The sequence below is a fragment of the Pelagibius marinus genome, from assembly GCF_014925385.1.
GTDB lineage: Bacteria > Pseudomonadota > Alphaproteobacteria > Kiloniellales > Kiloniellaceae > Pelagibius > Pelagibius marinus.
In genome coordinates, this window is record NZ_JACSDK010000018.1 from 175,649 (window position 1) to 199,108 (window position 23,460).

The 23,460-nt window shown below is 63.3% G+C and carries 19 protein-coding genes; 13 read left to right on the plus strand and 6 right to left on the minus strand.

The genetic code is table 11. The features are described from left to right. The first annotated feature begins 56 nt into the window (after nucleotides 1-56). On the plus strand, nucleotides 57-902 hold the full coding sequence (phnE, locus tag H7X47_RS23110) for a phosphonate ABC transporter, permease protein PhnE (RefSeq protein WP_193371134.1): 846 nt from the start codon (nucleotides 57-59) through the stop codon (nucleotides 900-902). A 134-nt stretch (nucleotides 903-1,036) separates the two neighbouring features. Here the strand turns inward: phnE and H7X47_RS23115 are convergent, their stop codons facing one another. The 3 genes from H7X47_RS23115 to H7X47_RS23125 form a co-directional block, all read right to left on the minus strand. Continuing rightward, complete coding sequence (locus tag H7X47_RS23115; RefSeq protein ID WP_193371135.1) at nucleotides 1,037-1,402, minus strand: DUF427 domain-containing protein; 366 nt, start codon at nucleotides 1,400-1,402, stop codon at nucleotides 1,037-1,039. 155 nt (nucleotides 1,403-1,557) lie between these two features. After that, on the minus strand, nucleotides 1,558-2,091 hold the full coding sequence (locus H7X47_RS23120; RefSeq protein WP_193371136.1) for a PAS domain-containing protein: 534 nt from the start codon (nucleotides 2,089-2,091) through the stop codon (nucleotides 1,558-1,560). A 166-nt stretch (nucleotides 2,092-2,257) separates the two neighbouring features. Beyond that, nucleotides 2,258-3,454: a fumarylacetoacetate hydrolase family protein gene (locus H7X47_RS23125; RefSeq protein ID WP_193371137.1), complete on the minus strand. Its 1,197-nt coding sequence runs from the start codon at nucleotides 3,452-3,454 to the stop codon at nucleotides 2,258-2,260. A gap of 217 nt (nucleotides 3,455-3,671) precedes the next feature. On the opposite strand from H7X47_RS23125, the gene H7X47_RS23130 reads away from it, so the two are divergent. The 7 genes from H7X47_RS23130 to H7X47_RS23160 all read left to right on the plus strand — a co-directional run bounded on the left by H7X47_RS23130 (nucleotide 3,672) and on the right by H7X47_RS23160 (nucleotide 13,335). Beyond that, nucleotides 3,672-4,268, plus strand: coding sequence for a helix-turn-helix domain-containing protein (locus tag H7X47_RS23130; protein ID WP_193371138.1), 597 nt, complete (start codon nucleotides 3,672-3,674; stop codon nucleotides 4,266-4,268). Nucleotides 4,269-4,442: 174 nt separating this feature from the next. Further along, the gene (locus H7X47_RS23135) at nucleotides 4,443-6,926 is read left to right on the plus strand and encodes a GcvT family protein (protein ID WP_193371139.1); all 2,484 of its coding nucleotides are present in this window, start codon (nucleotides 4,443-4,445) and stop codon (nucleotides 6,924-6,926) included. Nucleotides 6,927-7,274: 348 nt separating this feature from the next. Continuing rightward, nucleotides 7,275-9,152, plus strand: a complete 1,878-nt coding sequence (locus H7X47_RS23140; protein WP_193371140.1) for an ATP-binding cassette domain-containing protein — start codon at nucleotides 7,275-7,277, stop codon at nucleotides 9,150-9,152. Continuing rightward, on the plus strand, nucleotides 9,149-10,492 hold the full coding sequence (locus H7X47_RS23145) for an ATP-binding protein (RefSeq protein WP_193371141.1): 1,344 nt from the start codon (nucleotides 9,149-9,151) through the stop codon (nucleotides 10,490-10,492). The genes H7X47_RS23140 and H7X47_RS23145 overlap by 4 nt, the downstream gene beginning before the upstream one ends. A gap of 107 nt (nucleotides 10,493-10,599) precedes the next feature. Next, on the plus strand, nucleotides 10,600-11,637 hold the full coding sequence (locus tag H7X47_RS23150; protein ID WP_193371142.1) for a hypothetical protein: 1,038 nt from the start codon (nucleotides 10,600-10,602) through the stop codon (nucleotides 11,635-11,637). A 1-nt stretch (nucleotide 11,638) separates the two neighbouring features. Beyond that, nucleotides 11,639-12,187 (plus strand): phospholipase D family protein, encoded by a 549-nt coding sequence (locus H7X47_RS23155; protein WP_193371143.1) that lies wholly within the window; start codon nucleotides 11,639-11,641, stop codon nucleotides 12,185-12,187. Then, entirely contained in the window at nucleotides 12,187-13,335 is a 1,149-nt protein-coding gene (locus tag H7X47_RS23160) for an ATP-binding protein (protein WP_193371144.1), read from the plus strand. The genes H7X47_RS23155 and H7X47_RS23160 overlap by 1 nt, the downstream gene beginning before the upstream one ends. Nucleotides 13,336-13,550: 215 nt before the next feature. Here the strand turns inward: H7X47_RS23160 and H7X47_RS23165 are convergent, their stop codons facing one another. Then, nucleotides 13,551-13,991, minus strand: coding sequence for a PAS domain-containing protein (locus H7X47_RS23165; RefSeq protein WP_193371145.1), 441 nt, complete (start codon nucleotides 13,989-13,991; stop codon nucleotides 13,551-13,553). 196 nt (nucleotides 13,992-14,187) lie between these two features. Beyond that, the gene (locus tag H7X47_RS23170; RefSeq protein ID WP_193371146.1) at nucleotides 14,188-14,880 is read right to left on the minus strand and encodes an SOS response-associated peptidase; all 693 of its coding nucleotides are present in this window, start codon (nucleotides 14,878-14,880) and stop codon (nucleotides 14,188-14,190) included. A gap of 183 nt (nucleotides 14,881-15,063) precedes the next feature. Between H7X47_RS23170 and H7X47_RS23175 the strand changes: the two genes are divergently transcribed. From H7X47_RS23175 to H7X47_RS23185, 3 genes are all read left to right on the plus strand, one after another. Then, nucleotides 15,064-15,570 carry a hypothetical protein gene (locus H7X47_RS23175; RefSeq protein ID WP_193371147.1) on the plus strand — a complete coding sequence of 169 codons (507 nt, stop codon included), beginning with the start codon at nucleotides 15,064-15,066 and terminating at the stop codon, nucleotides 15,568-15,570. 97 nt (nucleotides 15,571-15,667) lie between these two features. After that, complete coding sequence (locus tag H7X47_RS23180; protein WP_193371148.1) at nucleotides 15,668-16,582, plus strand: D-alanine--D-alanine ligase; 915 nt, start codon at nucleotides 15,668-15,670, stop codon at nucleotides 16,580-16,582. A gap of 30 nt (nucleotides 16,583-16,612) precedes the next feature. Further along, nucleotides 16,613-18,520, plus strand: coding sequence for an ATP-binding protein (locus H7X47_RS23185; protein ID WP_193371149.1), 1,908 nt, complete (start codon nucleotides 16,613-16,615; stop codon nucleotides 18,518-18,520). A 22-nt stretch (nucleotides 18,521-18,542) separates the two neighbouring features. Here H7X47_RS23185 and H7X47_RS23190 read toward each other — a convergent pair whose 3' ends face one another. After that, nucleotides 18,543-19,022, minus strand: coding sequence for a GFA family protein (locus H7X47_RS23190; RefSeq protein ID WP_193371150.1), 480 nt, complete (start codon nucleotides 19,020-19,022; stop codon nucleotides 18,543-18,545). 288 nt (nucleotides 19,023-19,310) lie between these two features. On the opposite strand from H7X47_RS23190, the gene H7X47_RS23195 reads away from it, so the two are divergent. Together H7X47_RS23195 and H7X47_RS23200 are read left to right on the plus strand one after the other, a co-directional pair. Then, nucleotides 19,311-21,914 (plus strand): coiled-coil domain-containing protein, encoded by a 2,604-nt coding sequence (locus H7X47_RS23195; protein WP_193371151.1) that lies wholly within the window; start codon nucleotides 19,311-19,313, stop codon nucleotides 21,912-21,914. Nucleotides 21,915-22,180: 266 nt separating this feature from the next. Further along, nucleotides 22,181-23,326 (plus strand): aminotransferase class V-fold PLP-dependent enzyme, encoded by a 1,146-nt coding sequence (locus H7X47_RS23200; RefSeq protein ID WP_193371152.1) that lies wholly within the window; start codon nucleotides 22,181-22,183, stop codon nucleotides 23,324-23,326. The last annotated feature ends 134 nt before the right edge of the window (nucleotides 23,327-23,460 follow it).

Consider the following 23,460-nt stretch of genomic DNA (forward strand, 5'->3'; position numbering starts at 1 on the left):
CCGCTCCCGGCAGCCTCCTTCGTTCGTTCATACCTTGATTTCGTGAGCCGCCGCCGATGAGCCTCGCCACCGCCAACGCCGCATCACCCGCCGCCAGGCTGGAGGATCTCTCGCCGGAGGTGCGCGAGGCGCTGCAGCCGCGCTGGAGCGGCTTCCTGAATCGCGCCGGGGTGGCGCTGGTCATCGCAGTGATGCTGGGGCTTTCCTACTACCCGGCCGAGGTGGACCGCTGGACCTTCCTGATCACCGACGCCGACAACATGGCGGTCTTCATCAGTGACTTCCTGTCGCCGGACTTCACCGACCTCGACACCTTCGTTCTGAAAATGATCGAGACGGTGCAGATCGCCCTCTGGGGCTCCGTGCTGTCGATCATCGTCGGCGTGCCCTGCGGCCTGCTGTCCTCCAACAACATCGCGCCGGTGTGGATCGTACAGCCCATGCGCCGGGCGATGGACGCGGCCCGCGCCATCAACGAGTTGGTCTTCGCCATCCTCTTCGTGGCCGCGGTGGGCCTGGGGCCCTTCGCCGGGGTCATGGCGCTTTTCATCCATAACCTGGGCGTCATCTCCAAGCTGTTCTCGGAGGCCGTGGAGGCCATCGACCCGCGCCCGGTGGAGGGCATCCGCGCCACCGGCGCCAGCCGCCTGCAGCAGGTGATCTACGGCGTCATCCCGCAGGTGCTGCCGCTATGGAGCAGCTTCTCGCTCTACCGCTTCGAGACCCTGGTGCGCTCGGCCACCGTGCTGGGCATCGTCGGCGCCGGCGGCATCGGCTTCACCTTCTACGAGTCGTTCCGCGCCTTTCAGTACGACCGCGCCGCGGCGGTGATCATCGTCGTGGTGCTGGTGGTCTCGGTCATCGACATCATCTCCTCCCAGCTCCGCAAGCGCCTGATCTGATCTTTCCCACACGCCAGATCGTCACCCTCGGGCTTGTCCCGAGGGTCCAGGGCAATAGGCCATGGCGCCGGCCCCTGGATGCTCGGAACCAGTCCGGGCATGATGCTAATGGTGGAAGTGAAGGCGCTGTTTTTTCAGGCCGCCTTCTTCACACTCACCTTGTCGGGATAGAAGGCCACGTAGCCCTTCACCGCGCCGACCAGGGGCAGCGGCTCGGGGTAGGTCCAGGCGGCGTTCTCCAGAGTCTGGCCGCCGGCCTTCACGCTGAAATAACTGGCGTCGCCCTTGATGGGGCAGTGGGTCCGGTGGTCCGTGGCTTCCAGGTACTCCGGGTCGATGTCGTCGAGCGGGAAATAGACCACGGGCGGGTAGCTCTTCTCGCCGTTCACCTCTTCCAGAATCATGACACGGTCGGAGAGGGCGATGGTGGCCTCGCCGAGCTTCGCGACATAGGGCTCTCCGGCCATGGACACGGTGGCGGTATGAGATTTCTCGGTCATCGGCGATCTCCGGTACTCGGTCAAACTGTGTCGTTTGGCTGTGTCTTCTGGCAGCCCCGGCGCGCAAAGACGCCGGCGCCTCTCCTTAGAGAGGTCCTCCCGAGACATGGGGGCGCGAAGGCGTCAGGTCCAGAGGTGATGGCGGCGATTGGTGCTCAGGGAGCGGCGGCGCCGTGCTGCGTCAGCACCTTGCGATCCAGTTCGAAGAAGTCGAAGCCGCTGCCCAGTCGCACCAGGGGGAAGGAGGGGCCGGTCTTGTCGTAGTCGAAGACCTGGCTGAGCAGGACGAAGCCGATCCGCTCGGGCTTTTCGTTGTCGGCATAGGGCAGCAGCAGGCGCCGCGTGTCCAACGCCCGCCCGCGATCCCACTGGAAACGGCTGTGCGAGAACAGCGGCACGCGTTCGGCCCGGCACTGGTCGATGTGGCCGCGGATGAAGTCGTGGTAGTCGCCGTCCATGAACTCGTGCAGGCAGCGCCCCGTGTAGTCGCTGCCCCAGACCTGTGCGATTTCGGTGCCCACCAGGCGCAGGCGCACGGCGTCGTCCTTGGTGAACTCGTAGATCACCAGCGTCGGCAGGCAGCGCGGAAAGTCGACGGGATCGAAGGAGGCACGGGGCGGCACGTGATGGCACCGGGCCGTCTCTGCGCACCAGGCGCGGTAAAGTTCTTCCTGCCGCGGGTCCAACATGGCTGCCCAACTCTAGTCGCTGTGATTGGATAATCTACGCAAACGATTAGGGGCGGCGAAAGCGGTTGCGGCCAAAAGCCGCAGTTTTTTCATGGTTTTTGTGATCCTCGGCTGCGCCGCGTGCAGGTCATCAATTCAGGGTTGCGGGAGGCCGGCGGCGCAGGCGCTACAGCAGGCCCCGCGCCGCCAGGTTCCGCATCAGCGCGCTGCTGCCGAAGGTCCAGGGCGCGATCTTGTCGCAGTGGTTCACCCGGTTCACCAGGGCGCCCAGCTGGCTGCTGCGGATGGTGACCCGGTCGCCCAGCTTGTGGGTGAAGCCCTCGCCGGGGCGGTCGCGGTCCTGGATCGGCGCGAACATGGTACCCAGCATCAGCACCAGGCCGTCCGGGTACTGGTGGTCGCTGTTCAGCGCCTGGGCCACCAGGTCCGTCACGTCGCGGCTGATGGCGGCCAGGGGATAGTTGTCGGCGATCTTGAAGCCGTCCTCGCCGGCGACTTCGACCTCGATCACCACGTTGCGCAGGTCGTCCAGGCTGAAGGTCTCGTCGACAAGCCGGATGAAGGGACCGAGGGCGCAGGAGGCGTTGTTGTCCTTGGCGCGGCCGAGCAGCAGGGCGCTGCGCCCCTCCACGTCGCGCAAGTTCACGTCGTTGGCCAGCGTGGCGCCCAGGATCTCGCCGCGGCTGTTCACCACCACCGCCACCTCCGGCTCCGGGTTGTTCCACACCGAGGTGGCGAGGATGCCGATCTCCGCGCCGCTGCCGACGGCGGACATGGGCTGGGCCTTGGTAAAAATCTCGGCGTCGGGGCCGATGCCCACCTCCAGGTACTGCGACCACTGCCCCCGCTCGATCAGCGTCTGCTTCAGCCGGGCGGCTTCCGGCGAGCCGGGCTTCAGGGCCGCCAGCTCGGTGCCGATCTCCTTGGCGATGCCGGCGCGGATGGCCTCGGCCTGCTGCGGGTCGCCCTTGGCCTGCTCCTCGATGACGCGCTCCAGCATGGAGTCGACGAAGGTGACGCCGCTGGCGCGCAGCGCCTGCAGGTCCGCCGGCGCCAGGAAGTGCGCCACGTCGTTGCGCGCCTTGTCCCAGGCCGAGTTGGCCAGCATGGCCTCAAGGTCGCCCACCACCGGCAGGCTGCCGGCGCCGAGGGCCTTGCGGATGCGCGCGGCCAGGCCATCGAGCTCGAAGAGGGCGGCGGCGGTGGGCGCCAGGGCGGTGAGCTCGCGCACCTGGGTGCCGTCCAGGACTACCGGGCTCGGCCCCGGCGTGTCGCCTTCGTGGGCCGGGGGCAGCCAGGCGCGGCCGATCAGCAGGCCGGCGGTCTTGTCGTCGGGGAGGATGAGGTCGGGAGTCAGGTCCATCGGGCGGGTTTTCCTTCGTGCGGTCTTTCTTATGGGAGCGCTATCACCGCGAGTTATAGGGCCTTCCGCCGCCGCTTTGAACTCCTGTGAGGCTCCGGGCGTGATTTGAGGGAATTCCCTCAGCGCAAGACCGCCTCGCTCGTGAAATTTTTACTGGAATTTTCATAGGAGCGGAGTCACCCTCCGGCAAGGCGATGACGAGAGGGGGAGGGGCCGCATGGCGGCGAGCCGGAAAGCGGTGGAGGTCAGCGCGGCGCTGCTGCCGGGCGCAAAGCTGGGCCAGGACCTGCGGGCGCTGCGCAAGACGCGCGGCCTGACGCTCAGCGAGCTGGCCCTGAAGGTCGGCCGCTCGGTGGGCTTCCTCAGCCAGGTGGAGCGCGGCATCTCGGAACTGGGGATCGACGACCTGCGGGCGCTGGCGGCGGCGCTGGAGGCGCCGCTGTCCTGGTTCCTGATCCACGAGGACGTGCCCGAGGATGAGCGCGGCCAGGTGGTGCGCGCCGCCGGGCGGCGCCACATCGGCTCGGCCGAGACCGGCCTGACCGAAGAACTGCTGTCGCCGGACCTGGGCGGCAGCTTCGAGGTGCTGCGCAGCGTCTTCGCGCCGGGCGCCGAGCGCAAGCAGGTCATCACCCGCGATACCGAGGAGACCGGTTACCTGGTGGCCGGCGAGCTGGAGCTGTGGATCGGCGGGCGGCACTTCCACCTGAAGGCCGGCGACTCCTTCCGCACCGAACGCGAGCCGACGCGCTGGCGCAATCCCGGCAAGGTCCCCTGCGAGGTGATCTGGGTCATCTCGCCGCCGGTCTATTGAGTGAGTGCGGCGCGGCGAAGGCTTGGAACCTGAAAGGGGATCACCCCCACCCTAACCCTCCCCCATCGAAGGGGGAGGGGAAGATTATAGAAACCGCCTGCTTGAACTCCTCCCCCCTTGATGGGGGGAGGTTGGGTGGGGGGTGAGGCGCAGCGCCAACAGAAGAGAAATGCCATGACCGATCTCCCCCAACACGCCCCCAAGCACGCAAGGGCCGTCATCGTCGGCGGCGGCGTCATCGGCTGCTCCGTCGCCTACCATCTGGCCAGGCTCGGCTGGTCCGGCGTGGTGCTGCTGGAGAGGAAGCAGCTCACCTGCGGCACCACCTGGCACGCGGCGGGCCTCATCGGCCAGCTGCGCGCGACGTCGAACATGACCCAGCTCGCCAAGTACTCGGCCGAACTCTACGCCACGCTGGAGGCGGAGACCGGCGTCGCCACCGGCTTCAAACAGAACGGCTCGCTTTCCGTCGCGCTGACCGATGAGCGCCTGGAGGAGCTGAAGCGCGGCGCCTCCATGGCCAAGACCTTCGGCCTGGAGGTGGAGGTGCTGACGCCGGAGGAGGTGAAGGCCAAATACCCGCTCCTGAACCTGGAAGGCGCGACCGGCGGCGTCTTCCTGCCCAAGGACGGCCAGGCCGACCCGGCCAACATCGCCCACGCGCTGGCCAAGGGCGCGCGCCAGAAGGGCGTGCAGATCTTCGAGCAGACCCAGGTCACCGCCATCACGCAGAAGGACGGGCGCGTGACCGGCGTCGAGACGGATAAGGGGAACATCACCGCCGAATACGTCGTGAACTGCGCCGGCATGTGGGGGCGGGACGTGGGCCTCATGGCCGGCGTCGCCGTGCCCCTGCAGGCCTGTGAGCACTTCTACATCGTCACCGAGGACATCCCCGAGCTGCCGCGCAATCTGCCCGTCCTGCGCGTGCCCGACGAGTGCGCCTACTACAAGGAGGACGCGGGCAAGATCCTGCTGGGCGCCTTCGAGCCCAAGGCCAAGCCCTGGGGCATGGCGGGCATCCCCGAGGACTTCTGCTTCGACCAGCTGCCGGAGGACTTCGATCACTTCGCGCCGATCCTGGAGGCCGCCGTCGCGCGCCTGCCGATCCTGGAGACCGCCGGCATCCACACCTTCTTCAACGGCCCGGAGAGCTTCACGCCGGACGACCGCTACCTGCTGGGCGAGGCGCCGGAGCTCAGGAACTTCTACGTCGCCGCCGGCTTCAACTCGGTGGGCATCCAGTCGGCCGGCGGCGCCGGCAAGGCGCTGGCCGAGTGGATGGAGGCGGGCGCGCCGCCCTTCGACCTCTGGGACGTGGACATCCGGCGCCTGCAGCCCTTCCAGAACAACAAGACCTATCTGGTGGCGCGCGCCAAGGAGGCGCTGGGCCTGCTCTACGCCGACCACTTCCCCTACCGCCAGTTCGAGACCGCGCGCGGCGTCCGCCAGAGCCCGCTGCACGAGCGCCTGGCTCAGCACGGCGCCTGCTTCGGCGAGACCGCGGGCTGGGAGCGCGCCAACTGGTTCCTGCCGGCGGAGGCGCGCGCAAGAGGGGAGGCCGCGGCCTACCGCTATTCCTGGAAGCGGCAGAACTGGTTCGACTACGCCGCCGCCGAGCACAGGGCGGTGCGCGCGGGCGTCGGCCTCTTCGACATGACCTCCTTCGCCAAGATCCGCGTCGCGGGGCGCGACGCCGAGGCCGTGCTGCAGAAGATCTGCGCCAACGACATCGCCGTGGAACCGGGGCGCATCGTCTATACCCAGTGGCTGAACGAGCGCGGCGGCATCGAGGCCGATCTCACCGTCACCCGTCTCAGCGAGACCGAGTTCCTGATCGTCACCGGCGCGGCGGTGGGCCGCCGCGACCTCGCCTGGCTGCAGCGCCACATCCCCGAGGACGCGCACTGCGTCGCCACCGAGGTGACGGCGGGCGAGGCGGTGCTCTGCGTCATGGGCCCCAAGGCGCGCGATCTGCTCCAGCCGCTGACGCCGTCACGCCTCGACAACGACGCCTTTCCCTTCGGCACGGCGCAGTCAATCGAGATCGGGATGGCGCAGGCCCGCGCCCACCGCGTCTCCTACGTCGGCGAACTGGGCTGGGAGCTCTACGTGCCCGCCGACACGGCGCGCCACGTCTTCGACACGATCCTCGAAGCCGGTCTGCCGCAGGGTCTCAAGTTGTGTGGGATGCACGTGCTGGACTCCTGCCGCATCGAGAAGGCCTTCCGCCACTTCGGCCACGACATCTCCGACGAGGACCACGTGCTGGAGGCCGGCCTCGGCTTCGCGGTGAAGACGGAGAAGCCCGCCGGCACCTACGGCGACTTCCTCGGCCGCGCCGCGGTGCTGAAAAAGAAAGAAGAGGGCCTGACCCGCCGCCTGGTCCAGTTCAGGCTCAAGGACCCCGAGCCGCTGCTCTACCACAACGAGCCCATCTGGCGCGACGGCACCATCGCCGGCCACCTGACCAGCGGCGCCTACGGCCACCACCTGGGCGCCGCCATCGGCCTGGGCTACGTGCACGGCGAGCCGGGCGAGAGCGCCGCCGACCTGCTGGCCTCAGCCTACGAGATCGAGGTGGCCGGCGACCGCTTCGCGGCGGAAGCCAGCCTTAAGCCGCTCTACGACCCGAAGGGGGAGCGGGTGAGGGGGTAGGGGGACTTTGATATCCCGCAGCTCTACTAGGTGTCCTGATTGCACAGAAGCAAATAAGCGGTGCGCATTGTCGATAGGCATCAGGAGCTATCAACAGTGCATGGATATAAAGTGCAGCCTAGTTTACCATTTTATCGGTATGCAGAGTCGTGAAATGGCAGTACATAGATTTGGTATAGTAGATGGTGGATAAAATCAAAGTAGCGCTACGCTCTTCTGTAGATACTTAATGGGAAAGAAGTTCAATGCTAGATTAACTTATGGTAATAGAAGTTCAATTAAAGTTTTTGTGTTGTTTTTTCAGAGTCGTTCGAACTATTCAGTTTCGCGCAAACACGAATAGGGCACATGTCAGAGCATATGCTTCATACTCAGTTCACTCCAATTTTCCCCAATGAATGCGATGGAACAACGGAGGTCGTGAAGCGAGTTGCTATGCCAGATAGCTCCAAATTTACTCTCGCAGATGGCAGCGTATTTCAAGCTCGCCGATTCTTGCCACTTGGAAAAGGCGATCATGTCTTGATGCGGGAAGGGGAGCTATGGGTTTTAGCCAAACGCGATGATGTTTGGATTAATATTTTCGATGCTTGGATCCGAAACATCACGCTGAAATTTTTGGGCAAGACTATTCAAGTCGAGTTTAAAGAAATCGAAACACTCGAAGAACTTGAGCAATTTGAGGCGCTTCGCAAGTTCCACTACCGGGGTGGAGGTGGTGCCGGCCGCACTGTGCCGATCATAGGGAGATCCAATATCTGGGATCTTCCTTCAGTTCTTGGATTCATTGAAGTGTCGTCCAGCATGATCGCCAATACAGCAAGGAAGCGCTTTCTGGACTATCCCTATCGGGAAAATGGAGAACTGCTTTGGAGCCGATGGGATCATGCTTCAGCGCGCAAGTACTCTAACATGATCTGCCGCATTTCGCGCTTTGTTATCCATCCTGAACTCCGCGGTTTGGGGCTGGCGAAGGAGTTCTTAGAAGCAGCGATTCAATACGCCGAGCAAAGGTGGTTTTTTGGGGGCTTCAAGCCGCGGTTCATTGAGATTACAGCAGACATGCTTCGGTACTATCCGTTTGTGGGCCAGAGCTTTGTGTTTATGGGTGAAACTGAAGGCAATGGGCACCGTATTCAAAAGGATATGAGCTACCTTGTCCGACGCGCTCAAGCGGGTGAGGATATCCGGGGTATGCCGCAAGGTGGGGGGGGGATTATGACTCTTCAGCGGGGCTATGCCGCGCAGCTTATTAAATACTTAAAGAAGACCAACAAGTCGCTCCCGGATGTCATCCATTCGTTGAAGTTTGACCCGTCTACGCTAGACCAAGAAACATGGGAAGCGCTCTATCGGCTTAACCGTAGACCTAAACCTTCCTATATCATGGGCCTTACCACAAATGCGAAGTCCTTTGTCAGCGAACGCTGCGAAAACCACTACGCTACGGTCGGTTCGGCCATTGAGAAGGAGCCTTGTGCAGTGGAGGGCTCTGAGGAGCAAGAGCCCTTCATTTTTACAGGCATCTCTGTACACGCGCGCGCTCAGATGGCTCAGTCGCGTGAGGCGCGCTCCTTGCAAGACAGCTTTGGCTTTGTTGGAAGCGAACTAGACGCGACCATTATTCAGCCCTTCGATTTTACCCTTGCTCCCGGAACGATCACCTTGATTTGCGGTGGAAGTGGCTCTGGTAAGACTCTGCTGGTGCAAGCCCTATCTCAACTCTCAGATGGTCAAAAGCATGCATGCGATACGGAGATTTGCGGAGAGAATGCAGAGGTTCATATTGCTGGCGAGATAAATCGGATTGCTAGCGTCGGTGGACTCGAGAGTATTCCTGGTCACATAGCATCGCTTGATCTGATTGGTAAGGGCGGCCTTGAGGAGTTTCTGAAGGTGACGGCTTCATGTGGCCTTGCCGAGCCGCAACTCTTTGTACGTCCGGTAAGCACGCTAAGTTCTGGCCAGATGTATCGCCTTCAGATCGCTCTCGCATTCTTGAAGCATTCCCAGATTGTTGCAGTAGACAATTTCTGCGAGCCTCTCGATGCATTTACAATGGCGGCCGTGTGCAGGCGCATACGGCATCTAGTTAGAGAGTACAATGTCGCATTTGTAGCAGCGACCGCATCATACGATCGGGTAGGGTCAGTGTTGCAACCCGATCAACGTATTCTTCTTCGTCGAGGTGATAGCGCGATTGTCCTAGAGGACTCTCCGCAATGAAGTACAAGAAGGTCTTCTCAACGACGCGGTTTACAACCAAAGCCCAGAATAATTTCAATGCAGATGCGAAAAGAAAATCGATTATTTGTGGGGCGAGATCCGATGAATCAAGAACGGTACTGGTTGGTAAACTTATAGAGCAAGGGCGAACCTCAAATATTCTCGACTACAGCGTGCTTTGCGACATTAGCTTTCCCCACGTTATTGGAATTTTTGGGAGTCGAGGAAGTGGTAAGAGCTTTGATTTAGGTATATTTCTTGAAGGAATTTTTGCACTCCAGTCAGAGCAAACATCCGATGCGGCGATAATCTTTGACGTGCAGGATCAGTTTTGGACACTTGCTTACACTCCGCACCAAGGTATCGAAGAAGATCAGGGACAATTGGACGAATTGCGTCGCTGGGGACTGGAGCCACGAGCCGTCCAGAGCGTGAGTGTTCTCGTTCCTGAGGCGAGTGACACGCAGGTTCCAGGTGCTAAACCCTTTGCGCTAGCCTCAGAGCAACTCACAAGTTCCGATTGGCTCGCCATTCTTGAGCTAGATCGATACAGCGCTATGGGGCAGGCATTGCTCACGCTCTTGAGATCGCTCGGACCAAGCACGCCGGGCGAACTCGCTCGAGCTTGTAGTGACAACCCCGCCCTGTCCAGCTTCCAGACAAGTACTGTGGATGGCGTTCGTTGGCGCCTTGAAAGCCTCGAAGAAACACGCATCGTTGCTGCCTCGGGTATCTCAATTGACGATGTTTTGAAGCCGGGATCGCTCACGATCATTCTGATGAGAAATCTCGCCGAGTCTGTGCGCGGTCTCGTGGTTGGAGTGATGTCGCGGCTTATTGCAGATCGCATGGGTAGAGTTCAACAAGCCCGAAAAGTCGCCCTGCGCACTGCCCGGGAATCAGAATTGGAGTTGCCCGATCTGACGCGTCGGTTCTGGATGGTGCTCGATGAGGCTCATGTTCTGGTGCCATCTGATGGTACGACGGCTGCCACAGGGCCCTTGGTAGACTACGTAAAGCGCGGAAGGGACGCGGGATTGTCCCTGATATTTGCGACACAGCAACCGTCGGCCGTGAACTCGAAGCTTATGAGCCAAGTTGATCTCACGATTACTCACACGCTCGGCTTCGATGCTGATTTATCTGCGGCCGTTGCGCGTATGCCCACGCGCACATCTGTGGAGTATGAGATTGCCAATCAAAAGGTTAGTGCGCTGGGGGACATAATTCGAAACCTTGGGCCTGGTGAAGCTATTGTTGCAGATAGTGCAAGCGGGAGAGCGTTTATCGCCAAGATGCGGCCACGAGTCAGCGCCCACGGTGGAGCGACCCCAAAATGACAATCCGTGGGACTCGTGCCGAGCTCGAATCTTATCTGGTTAGATCTTTGTCCAGATACATTGGCTACACCACAGGTGCGTACGATCTGAATCGGATCTTTTCAGTATTGGATTTCTTCTCGGACGCACCATCAGGCTATCAATCTGAACTCGTAGACTTTCTCAAGGTGAGTCATCACGATGAAAAAGTTGAAACACGTCGAACGCCCAGTGAGGAATACTTAAATGATGTAATTGATTTCGCAACAGCGATGCAAATCGTCGAAATTGTGTCGGACCGGAATGCGCGGATAAGGAAGCTAGCACCGACGCAGCTTGGTCGTTCAGTAATGGGCGCTACACAGTCCGGCGACCCCGGTTTTTACAAATTTTTCGTCACGAATATCGTCCTTATGGCCGATGCAGACGCACTGATCTCAGTTCTAATATTGGACCAGAAATGCGAATCTGCATCTGATTTGCACGCTGCTTATCAAGACTTTCATTTCTCAATCCGCTGCCGGCGACTTGAGTGGTTGTACGAGGCCTTTCCGGAGCAACAACTGCTTAAGCGTATCACCGATCAGCTGCCTTGGCTCAAGCGTGAGAAATCGATCAATGCGCAGTATGAGATTGCGCCGATCACATTGAACACGGCGCGACACCATACGACTCCCCGGAAAGATTGGCTCGTGTGGCTCGGACTTGTTGACGAGCCGGAAAAATCGCTGACGGAGCTTGGGGGTGACATACTGCAAACGCTCGCGGCAGATGGGGAGTACTTCTGGCTTGGCCCGCCAAGTGGCTTGCAGGAGGCACTGCGGATTCCAGAGAACGCTCGGCGAGCTGGACCTTATGAAGACAACATAACATTTCGCGCAAATTCACGAGTGCCCAATGAATCGGAGGTGCAAGATCTGATCGAAAAAACTGCTCAGATAATGATGCAAGGTTATGAGGCAGGTAAGCTTGTCTACGCACCGCAAGCGTCATTGCACTTGCCGATTGCCTATATCCAGTATCGATCCTACATGGACGGCGCTAATTACGCATGGCAAGACATTCTCGAACATCTCTTTAGGCAAAAACGTCCGATGCTCGAGCGTTTGTCCGCAAGAAAGGGGCCAATTGGTTTCTACAAAGCGAAGAGCAGGGAAGCCACGTAAGATGGAAGAAACGAAGCGCAATCGGATTACTTACCAGGACGTGCATTATACCCGCAGCTTTTATCAGCGTTTCATATCGTCTTTGAGCGAACCAATCGATAGTCTAGTGATCTGCTCTCCATATTTCGACCAGCTTCCTTCTCCGTTCGATAACGTGCTTGACTTTTGTATTGATCAATTTCGTCGAGGCGCAAAGAACATTCAAATCATAACAAGACCGCCTGGAAAGGATAGCAACGCATTGTCAGTGGATATTGCGAAGCGTTTGGCTGCTGAAGGCGTAGAAATATTTATTCGGACCCAACCGTATCTTCACGCGAAACTCTATCATTTTGATTATTCTCGAGGTTTTTTTCGAAGCTTTATTGGTTCATCAAACTTCACAATTGGTGGCCTCAAGCGCAACTATGAACTCGTTGCAGAGCTGGAAGGCGTGGGAGGGAGCTCCCCTTCCCATCGCGAAATTGCGCGAATGAGAGACCGCGGGGCAATGCCGTATAATGTGTGGGTTTCGCACGAACTCCCTGAAGGGCAAGAGGAAACACTCTAGTGCTTACGAATTATGGACTGACGCAAGATCCCTTCGCCATCGTGCCAGACGGTCCAGTGGACAATTGGGCCGGGCGGGAAGAACTGAAGGAAGACCTAATGGATCTCGTAATGGGGGTCCGCGCATCTGATATCGGTTCGACGGAGTTTCTTGTGCTTCATGGGGAGCTCGGCGCCGGCAAGAGCCATGCGCTTCGCTATCTCAAAACTCAGATCGAGAAGCCAGGAAGCACTTTTAATTCACTTGCGATATACGTGGAGCGCCCACGCGTGTCTGCGAAGTTAAATTTCTTAGAGCTACACAAATTCATTATTGCCGAAATTGGTAGAGATCGCATCAAGGTGTTTTGTGCAAATGTTAAGGAAGAGATTGACATAACTATTAGTGAATTGGCTGCTGCTGCTGGTTTTGGTGACGAGCCGAACAAAAGCAGCTTCGAACCTCGTGCTATTGAAGGCATTAAGAAAAATAATCGCAACATGGCTCAGCTGCTTCGACGTGGTGCTAGTCAGCCGGACAAAGTGTTCGATTTTCTAAGTGGAGCTATCAAATGCGATGGTAGCGAGTATGAAGGGAAGATCGATTCGGATTTTATGGCAGCGAAGGTTCTTGGTGATTTGCTCCGCGTTTTGACTTCTGAGCTCCGACCTGAGCGCCGTATTTTTGAGTCAGTGTATATCTTCATTGACGAATGCGAGATTCTCTTCGATGCGAAGGCTACTGAGAGTGACCCGGTGTTCAGCGGCTTTCGCGAACTGATCAATGGTCTCCCTTATGGACTGGGCTTGATACTTAGTTTTTCGGCAGCTACTGCGCTAATCGAAGCCTACATGCCTCAGCACCTACTTAAGCGCATGACGCATGACTTTATCGAAGTGCCCATGCTGGAGGATGGGCAAGCGATCCAATTCCTCAAAGAACAACTTAACACCTTCAGGCCTGTAGATTGTCCTTATCAGGGAACATTCTATCCCTTCTCGGAAGCGGCAATTTCGCACATCGTCGAAAACCAGACGACCTTGACGCCGCGGAATTTGTTTAAGGATTGCAGGCGAGTTCTTGAGCGCGCTATTCGAAGACACAAATTGGAGCCTGGCGAAGAGATTACACAGGACCTTGCGGAGAGGATACTGGAGCATCGCCGGTGACTGCGCATAGTTTCGATGTGTTGTTGATTCCTTGGTCAGTTTGGCGCACCCGCGGTTTCGTGTTTCTGCCAATTCTGGACAGCCATCTCTAGCGCATACTGTCCCGCAGCAGAGTGTTTCGTGCCAAGCCTTAACCTCCCCAATCAGTCCCGGCCCGTCGTTCTTCGGTGACCCCACCGCCTTGTCGCCGGGATAGGCGGCCTTCTCCCCACCCCTCAGGAAAACGACATGTAGTAGAGGATCATGCAGGTCTGGCCCGTGTCGTCGACGAGGGGGAGGGCCAGGGCCGAGTAGTGCCTGAACTTGTTCGACGTCCAGGCCACGGGGGCCTGGGGCACGAAATAGGGGCGGCCGTTCTCTGCCGCCCAGCGGGCCCGCAGGGTGATTGTCTCGACGTTCTCCAACTCATCCAGATAGACGCCGGTCGTGTCGCGGCCGGTTTCCTCCACGATCCGCGTCCCCACCAGGCGCACGCGGAAGCGCCAGGGATCGCGCTCGACGTCGAAGATCGCGATGTTGCCCAGGGTGCGCGGGACTTCGACGGGGTCGAAGTCTTCCCGCCGTGGCGGCACGGGGTGCCTCTCCGCCGCGGACCACCAGGCCCACAACTGCCGCGCGCCGTCAGGAAGCTCGGACTCATCTATACGGGTGACCATGCCGGGAGGTGTCTTCGGGTCAGGCTCGCTGGCCTTTCGTGACGCATCGCGATCGCCCGGATGAGCTGGTTCCATGGACCAGATCATGCGCAGGCAGTTGTCCCTGGTCAAGCTGCCGGACCGGGCTGAAACAAAGCAACCGCCGCCCAAGGGTGGCTGACATGTCTGTCGATGGGTCGAAAGCGGACAGCGAAGGTCAGGCGTCTTTCGCCGCCTCCTCGATGAGCTCCGGCCCGTCGTTCTTCGGGGAGCCCACCGCCTTGTCGACGGGGTAGGCGATCATCTCGCCGGCGTAGGGCTTGAGGAGGGCCTTGGCCTCTTCGGGCGGGGTCGCTTGTGAGAGCCAGCCGGCGTAAGCCTCGGGCGGCAGGATCACCGGCATACGGTCGTGGATTTCGGCGGCGACCGCGTTGGGCTCTGTGGTGATGATGGTGCAGCTGGTGACTTCCAGCTTGTCGTTCGCCTCCCACAGGCCGGCGAAGGCGAAGGCGCGCTGCTCGGGCAGGCAGAGACGGTAGGGCTGCTTCTCTTTCTTATCCAGCTTCTTCCACTCATAGAAGCCGTCGGCGGGGATGAGGCAGCGGCGGCGCTTGAAGGCGTTGCGGAAGGCCGGCTTCTCGTCGACGGTCTCGGCCTTGGCGTTGATCATCTTGTAGCCGACCTTCAGGTCCTTCGCCCAGAAGGGCACCAGCCCCCAGCGCGCCATGACCACCTCGCGGGGCGCGTCTTCGTCTTCTTCATCCTCGACCGGGACGGGCCGGACGATGGGAATGTCCTGGCTGGGCGCCACGTTGTAGCGCGGGCGGAGGTTCAGGGCCGGCTGGTCATGGATTTCGTAGAGCTCGACCAGCTCGCGCCAGGTGATCTGGTTGGTGAAGCGCCCGCACATGGTCTCCTCCTTCTGTCCCAAGTGAAGCGCGGAGAGGGGGAAGAGGGCAAGGCCCTCGGGCGAAGGGCGCGCTCTCCCATGGCACGGGGGACGGTCATCAGCTAACCTTCACGGGCGCGGGGTCGCCGGACGGCACGGGGCCCGCGCGCCAGTCGACCGGGGTGGCAAGCGGGGAGGGGATCCATGAAGTTCCTGCACTGGCTCACCGATGAACTGAAGCTGCTGGTTGGCGTGACGGTCTACTTCGCCGCCTGCTTCACCCTGATCATGGTGCTGAAGCAGCTGCTGCTGGCGCAGTACGGCATCCGCTTCAGCGGCCTCGCCACGGCCATGCTGGTCGCCCTGGTGACCGCCAAGGTCGTCATCGTGCTGCAGAAGGTGCCGATCAGCCGCTGGCTGCAGCATCGGCCCGCCATCTTCGACGTGGTGGCGCGCACGGGCTTCTACACCGTGGCGACCATGGCCGCCCTGTTGCTGGAAAAGGCTTTCGAGGCACGGGACGAATACGGCGGCTTCGGCGCGGCGGTGGCCGGCGTCTTCGAACATCGCGACGTGCACCAGGTCTGGGCGACCATCATCTGGACCGGCGTCGCCTTCATGGCCTACAACGCCTTCGGCGTGCTGCGCCGGGAACTGGGCGGCCGGGAGCTGCGGCGGATCTTCTTCAGCAGTCCCGTGGCGCGGAGCTAGCGCGCCAAAGGATTTACCCCCTATACATTCTCCCCAGGGTATAAGAGGGCGGCTATAAAGGTGCGCGGAAATCTGCCGCCGGGGGGAAGGGGAGATCATGCCGGGCAAGAGAGTGGCGGTGCTGTCGGGGGGCGTCTCGGCCGAGCGGGAGGGCTCTGTGACCATGGGCCGGAACTGCGCGGCGGCGCTGCGCGAGGCGGGCTACGACACGGTCGAGATCGACGCGGGCTATGACGTCGCCGAGCGGCTGCTGGAAGCGAAGCCGGACGTGGCCTTCAATGCCCTCATGGGCCGCTGGGGCGAGGACGGCGCCATCCAGGGGCTGCTGGAGTGGATGCGGATCCCCTACACGCACTCGGGCGTGCTGGCCTCGGCCGTCGGCATGGACAAGGCGCGCTCCCGCGCCGTCTACCGGGAAGCCGGCCTGCCGGTCGCCGAGGGACGGCTGCTCCACCGCGACGAGCTGGCGGCCGGCCACCCCATGGCGCCGCCCTACGTCCTGAAGCCCAACGCCGAGGGCTCCTCGATCGGCATTCACTTCGTCCTCGACGACACCATGCCGCCGCTGGCCGTCGGTCCCGAGCTGCCGGAGTGGTTCCTGGTGGAGCAGTTCGCGCCGGGCCAGGACCTGACCGTCAGCGTGTTGCGCGACAAGGGCTTCTGCGTGAGCGCGATCAAGACCGCCCGGGGCGTGTGGGACTATGACTCCAAGTACCATATCGTCGAGGCGGAAGTGATCACGCCGGCCGAGTTGCCCGAGGAGATCCGCGCCGCCTGCTACGCGCTGGCCGAGGGCGCGCACCGCGCGCTGGGCTGCCGCTTCATCAGCCGTAGCGACCTGCGCTGGGACGAGTCCAAGGGGCAGGCGGGCTTCGTGGTGCTGGAGACCAACACCCAGCCGGCCATCGGCTTCGCCGGCGGCGGCACCTTCGACGCCCAGCTGGAACAAGCCGGGATTTCGCTGGCCGAACTCTGCGGCTGGCTGGTCGAGGACGCGTCGCTCAGGCGCTAGGCTCATCGCAGGCAGGAAAGATCACTCTCCATGCAACCGACCCTGACGGCCTATTTCGTGGACGGCGCCAATGCATCGAGTGTGAAGAGCATCATTCGTTTCGTCGCCGCCGGACCCGGCACCGCGGTCGACGCCGACGACCTGCAACGCCTGCTCAGCGCGATTCTGGAGACACCCTGTATTTTCGCGCATCCCGCGCCGTCCTGGCTCGCCGACCTGGCGAAGGGCGCGCCGGTCGACGGCCTCCGTGCCATCGCCGCCGTCGCCGTCCTGTTGCAAAGGCAGATCGGCTACGACGTCACCCACTATGGACAGAGTGACGGGCAGGGCCTGAAGGGGCACTGGTGGTTCGAGTGCGTCGAGCGGAGCATCGCGTTGACCGCCCTGCGCCTGGCCAGGCAGCTCGTCGGCCTGGCGCCGGCGCGGCCGGACAGGGCGGAACTCCTGGCCACCGTCGCGGGGAGGCTCGACGATCTCTTCGACCGGATCGATCTCTACAGCTGGTTCGTCTGGCGCGCGGCGCAGCGGCAGGATATTCCCTGCCGCTACCTGCTGAGCGGCGCCCTGATCTATGAACTCGGGCTCGGCGCCCGCACCCATCGTGCCACCAAGGGAATGTTCGATCCGGAGAGCTGGATCTCCTATACGCTCGGCTCGAACAAGAACTGGACCTCGAAGCTGCTGCATGACGCCGGCATCAGGGTGCCGAGACAGCGTCGCGCCAGGTCTTTCGAGGGGGCCCGGAAAGCGGCGGCCGATCTCGGCTATCCGGTCGTGGTGAAACCCGCGACCGGCGGCGGGCAAAGAGGCGTCAGTCTCAATGTCCGCTCCGAGGCGGAATTGAAGGACGCCTGTGCGCGGGCAGCGCCACGCAGCCGCGATCTCCTGGTCGAGACCTACGTGCCGGGCAGAAGCTACCGGCTCACCGCCGTCAATGGTCGCCTGGTCAACGCCTTCGAGCTTGAACCGCCGCACATCACCGGGAATGGCCGCGACAGCATCGGGGACCTGGTCGCCGAGGAGAACCGTTCGCCCCTGCGCGGCAAGGGCAAGCGCTTCGCCTATCCGCCCATCGATCTCGCCGCCATCGAGAGCAAGGGCAAGACGCCCTACGGAGACCTCGGGCTCACCGCCGACTCGGTGCCCGAGGAAGGACAGCGCCTGGACCTCTGCTACTTCGGCGGCGGCGCCCACGGCGGCATGACCATCGAGGTCACGGACAAGGTGCATCCCGACTACGAGAGGATTCTGCGGCGGGTTCATGCGACCATTCCCATCCCCGTCTGCGGCTTCGATCTCATCTGTCCGGACGTCTCGGCACCACCGCTGGAGATCGGCTACGCGATCAACGAGATCAATTCCTTCCCGGCGCTGACGACCTGTCGCCTGGAGGGACCGGAGTCCCACTCCGCCGTGAACCTCGTGAACGCGATCACCGGCGGACCCGAGGCCTTGCGCGTGCCGGTCGTGGTGATCGTGACCGAACAGAAGGCGACGTCGCTGACCGCGACCGTGGCGGCGGCGCTGGGGAGCGGGGGGCGCAGCGTGGCGGCCGCGTCGCGAGAGGGCTACTTCGTCGATGCCGTCAGCTGGAGCGACGCTTTCCATGCGAACCTCGAGGGCATGCGCCGCGCCATGTCCGACCGCCAGGCCGAAGCGATCGTCGTGGAGAGGTTCGTTGCGGAACTTGGAGAGGCGGGCCTGGGGCTCGCGGCGGTCGATCTGGTGATCTTCGCCCCGGACACCGACGGCGACGTGGCGCGCTTTCTCGAGCGCACGGCCTATCTGCAAGGGGTGAGCCGCAGGGGAAACGTCTTCGTCGACGTTCCGCCCGGGCAGCTGCCGGCTGGGCGGCAAAACGTCTCGGTGTCGAGTTCGGATGCAGCAGCGCTCTCCGCCGCCGTCCAGCAGCGCCTCGTGGCGAAGGCGGGCGGCTGACCTTCCACCCCGGCCCGGCGCCTCAGGGTTCCGGACCGACCGCGGCGCGGGACGGACCTGGCCCATGCTGCACGGGCTTTTCGCCCACTTCCAATCCGTGGAAGCGGGGCAGGTCGTCGGCGACGTCGAACCAGGGAAGGCGTTCGCCGTGGAACCAGTGCCGGTCGGGAACGAAGCCATCGGGATCGTCGAGGGTGCTGATGTAGAACTCGATGATCGTTGCGCCGAAGGTGCGGGCAGGGCCCTCCCACGACAGCGGCGTGCCGCAGTGATCGCAGAATGCGCGTTTCACGCCCGGCGAGGAATGGTGGATCTTCCGTTCCCGGTTCAGGAACCGCACCTTGTCCGCTTCGAAGGCAACGAAGGTGACCACCGGCGCCCCCGTCTGCTTGCGGCAGCTCCGGCAATGGCAGTAAGCGACTCCCAAGGGTCTGCCTTGAGCTTCGTAGCGCACCGCGCCGCACATGCATCCACCTGTGGTTGGCTCTGGGGTCTTGCTCATGGTTACTGCTCCTGGCCACGGGAGAGAACCGGGGCAGCCTAGCAGCCCGGCCGGCGGCTGTCCGCCGTGGCTCGAGCTTGTGTTTCTGCGCTCGGAGAAGGCGCCTAGGGCATTTAGTTCAAATTCGAATAAACGCTGCCGTGCAGTCGTCCTGGACTATTCTGCGTGGGGTTGAAATGTGGGCGTATGAACGAAGGGTTTACTCGTTCAGGGGGAGAATACACGCCGGAGACGATGCCGGCCCCAGAGAAAAGCGCGTTCAGCGCGGGGCCGCTGAAGGACGATGCGATGAGCGATATGACCGCCGCCTTGCCGGAGGACGACGAGCCCCTGGTCAGCATTCCGCTGGACCTGGCTCCGTTGCTGGCACCCTATGCCCGCTATCGGCGCCTGCTGCTGCGCGTGGTGCATCTGCCGGCGCGTGCGCGCTTTTCCAAGGGCAACGGCAACGAGGACGGCAGCTGGTCGCTGACCCCCGACGATCTGGAAGGTGTGGCGCTGCTGCTGCCTGAGGATGTCGAGCCGCCCATCGCCCTGGCAGTGCGCGTCGTCGGCATTGACCGGGACGAGAATGCCACCATCGTCGGCCAGTTCGACCTGCCGCTCTGGGTGGCGCGGGCGCCGGAAGGCGGGCCCGCGGTGCCTCGGGCGCGCATGGAGCGCCGGGTGAAGGCGGCACTGCGACTTGCCGAACGCCGGGCGGCCAAGGCCCAGAGCGAAGCTGTCTCGGAAGCCGAGGCCCGGCTGCGCGAGGATCTGCAGGAAGAGCAGCGCCAGGCCGAAGAGAAGCTGCGCGAGGCCGCCGCGGTGGAGCGTGACGCGCTGCTGTCCGACCAGGCCGGGCGCCTGGAGCAGGAGTGGCAGGAAAAGCTGGAGGCCGAGCGCGCCGTGCGCGCGGACGCGGAGCGCCAGGCCGCGGCTGCGGAGCAGCGGGTGGCGGAGACGGTGCAGAACGCGGACGCGGCGGCCGCAGAGTCCGAGCGGCAGATCACGGGGCTGACCGAGGAACTGGAACGCGCGCGAGCGGAAGCCGCGGCGGTCGCGGCGGCGGCCGAGCAGCGCGCGGCGGAGGTGGAGCAGGCAGCCAGGGCCGCCGCCGATGCCTCCGAAGCTTCCGAGCAGAAAATCACGGCGCTTTCCGAGGAATTGGCGCAGGCCCGCGCCGACGCCGCCGCCGCTGCCGAGGCGGCCGAGGCCCGGCACAGCGCTGCTACTCGGGAGGCCGAGGCCGCAGCGGTGGCCCGCCTGGAAGAATCCTACGCCGGCTGGAGGGAAGAGACCGAGCGCGTCCTGGAAGAGGAACGGCGCCAGCGCGGCGCGGCCGAAGCGCGCGTGCAGGAACTGGAAACCCGCCTCGTTCTCGCCGAGGCGCGCGGCGGCGGCGCTTCCCTGGAAAAGGCGCGCGCACTCTGGCAGGCGGAGGCGGAGGAAGAGCGCGCCGCGGTGGAAGCGCGGGCCGCCGAGGCCGAGGCGAAGCTGGCGGCGGCCGAGCAAGGGCGGCGCGAGGCTGCGGACGCCCTTGCGGCGGAACAGGCGCGGCGCCAGGAGGCGGAGGCCCGGGCGGAGAACGGGGCGCGGGAGCTTCAGCGCCGCCTGGCCGAGGCCGAGGCGCAGCTGGCCGAGGCAGCGGCAGGCCCCGATCCGGAGGAGATCGAGGCGGGGACCCGCGCGCGCATCGACGCGGCGGTGCAGGAGGCCGCCAAGCAGGCGAGGCGCGAGGCCGAGGCGCGGGCGGAAACCCGGCTGGAGACGGCCAAGGCCGATTGGCGGCGCGACAGCGAACGTTATGCCGAGGCGGCGCGCCTGCAGCGGGCCGAGGCGGAGACCGAACAGCAGCGCCTCGCCGCCCGCCTGGCCGAGGCCGAGGCGCGCCTGGCCGAAGCTCAGGCCAAGCTGGTCACCGCCGAGGTGAAGGCGGAGTCCGAGGGCAAGGCGAAGGTCGCCGCCGCGGTCGAAAAGGCGGTGGCGGAGGCGGTGCAGAGCGTGGCGCGGGAAGCCGAGGCCGCCGCCGAGGCGCGCCTGCAGGATGCCCGCGCGCGCTGGCAGGAGGACGCCGAGGCGAAGGAGAAGCGCCTCCGCGAAGAGCTGGCGCGTGAGCAGGAACACCGCTCCAGTGCCGAGACCAAGCTGCAGGAGCTGCGCGAACGCCTGGAGGAGGCTGAGACCCAGGGCCATACGACGCGCAAGGCGGAACTGCAGCAGCACCTCGCCGAGCAGAAGGACTTCCTGGAGCAGGCCTGGGAGGAAAAGCTGGCGGTCGAGCGTTCCTACCGCGAGGCCGCGGAAGCGACGGCGGCGGCCGCCGAGCAGCGCCTGGCCGCGCAGGCCGGCGAGCTGGAGGCCTCCCGCACCCGCGCCGCGGCGGCCGAGGCGACGTCGCTCGCCAAGTGGAACAAGGAAGGCGAGGAGCGCATCTCCGAAGCCGTCTCCCAGGCGATCCTCCGGACCGAGGCCAAGGCCAAGGCGCAGCTGGAAGAAGCACGAAAGAGCTGGGAGGAAGACTCCCGCAACCAGATCTCGGCGGCGCGCGAGGAGTGGCGCAAAGAAGAATCCAAGCGCTTCTCCGCGGCCCGCGCCGAGTGGCAGAAAGAACTCGGCGCCCAGTCCAACAGGAAGCGCGGCGCCCTGCGCTCCCTGGCCCGGCGCCAGAAGCTGGGCGCGCTACTGCGCCCGCTGAAGCGGGTGCTGCTGATCGGCGGCCTCGCCGCCGGCGGCTGGTTCGCCTATCAGAAATTTGGAAGCAGCCTCGATCTTTCCGGCTCTCTGGACGGCCTCGGCGGCAGGCTGGACGATTGGCTGGGCGACGGCAAGGCGGCGGCCGGGGAAGCCTGGGCCTTCGCCAAGGCGCAGTTCGACCTGCTGCTGGCCTGGCTGCTGGAAGTGACGGGCTAGGGACGCAGTTCTCCTTCACCCAGCTCCGCCGAAGTTCGATCTTCCGATCTCACAAAGGCTAGGCGACCCTCTCCCCTTCGTGGGAAAGGGAGGGGTCCGCGAAGCGGGAGGGTGAGGGGGAGTGGCGTACAGCAGCAGCCTTTATCCGGCAGAGCAGGGTTCTAATCGCCTGCGACGAATTTCCAACCTTCCCCCGGCAGCGATTTTCGTTATGGTGCGGCCCTCTCACCTTTCCCCCAGAGTCCCTTGCCGCACCTGGAGAAGTCATGACCGCCCTGCTGCCCAACGTCGATCCCGACGGGCTCCTCGAATACTCCGTCGTCTTCACCGATCGCGCCCTGAACCATATGTCTCAGACTTTCCAGGGTGTTATGCGGGATATCTCGACTACCCTGAAAGGCGTGTACAACGCTGATGGCGTGGCCGTGGTGCCGGGCGGCGGCACCTACGCCATGGAGGCGGTGGCCCGCCAGCTGGCGACGGGCAGGAAGGCGCTGGTGATCCGCAACGGCTGGTTCTCCTATCGCTGGACCCAGATCTTCGAGGCCGGGAACATCCCCGCCGAGAGCATCGTCCTGAAGGCCCGTCAGATCGAGGCGGGGCGTCAGGCCGCTTTCGCGCCGGCGCCCATCGAGGAGGTGACGGCGACGATCCGCGACGCGAAGCCGGATGTGGTCTTCGCGCCCCACGTGGAGACGGCCTCCGGCATGATCCTGCCGGAAGACTACATGCAGGCGGTGGCCGAGGCGGTGCACGAGGTCGGCGGCCTCTTCGTGCTGGACTGCATCGCTTCCGGCACGGTCTGGGTCGACATGCAGGCCGTGGGCATCGACGTGCTGATCTCCGCCCCGCAGAAGGGCTGGTCCTCCTCGCCCTGCAGCGGCCTGGTCATGCTGAGCGCCGCGGCCAGGGAGAAGGTGAAGGTGACGCAGAGCACCTCCTTCGCCTGCGATCTGAAGAAGTGGCTGGAGATCATGGAAGCCTATGAGAACGGCGGCCATGCCTATCACGCCACCATGCCAACGGATGCGCTGCGCGGCTTCTGCGAGTCCATGAAGGAAACCGAGGCCTACGGTTTCGACAAGGTGAAGGCCGAACAGCTGGAGTTGGGCGCCAAGGTGCGCGCGCTGATGGCCGCGCGCGGCTTCAAGTCGGTCGCCGCGACGGGCTTCGAGGCGCCGGGCGTGGTGGTCTGCTACACCGACGACCCGGGCATCAAGTCGGGCAGCAAGTTCATTGAGCAGGGCCTGCAGACCGCCGCCGGCGTGCCCCTCATGTGTGACGAGCCGGAGGACTTCCAGACCTTCCGCGTCGGCCTCTTCGGCCTCGACAAGTTGCACAACGTGGACCGCAGTGTGGCAAACCTGGCCCAGGCCCTCGACAAGATCACCGGCCAGACCAACGTGCGGTAGGGATCACCCCCACCCTAGCCCTCCCCCGTCAAGGGGGAGGGGACTTAAAAGGTGCTGCTGCCGCAATAGAGACCCCTTCCCCCCCCATTGGGGGAGGATGGGTAGGGGGGGGGGGCCCCCCTCAACCGCCCCCC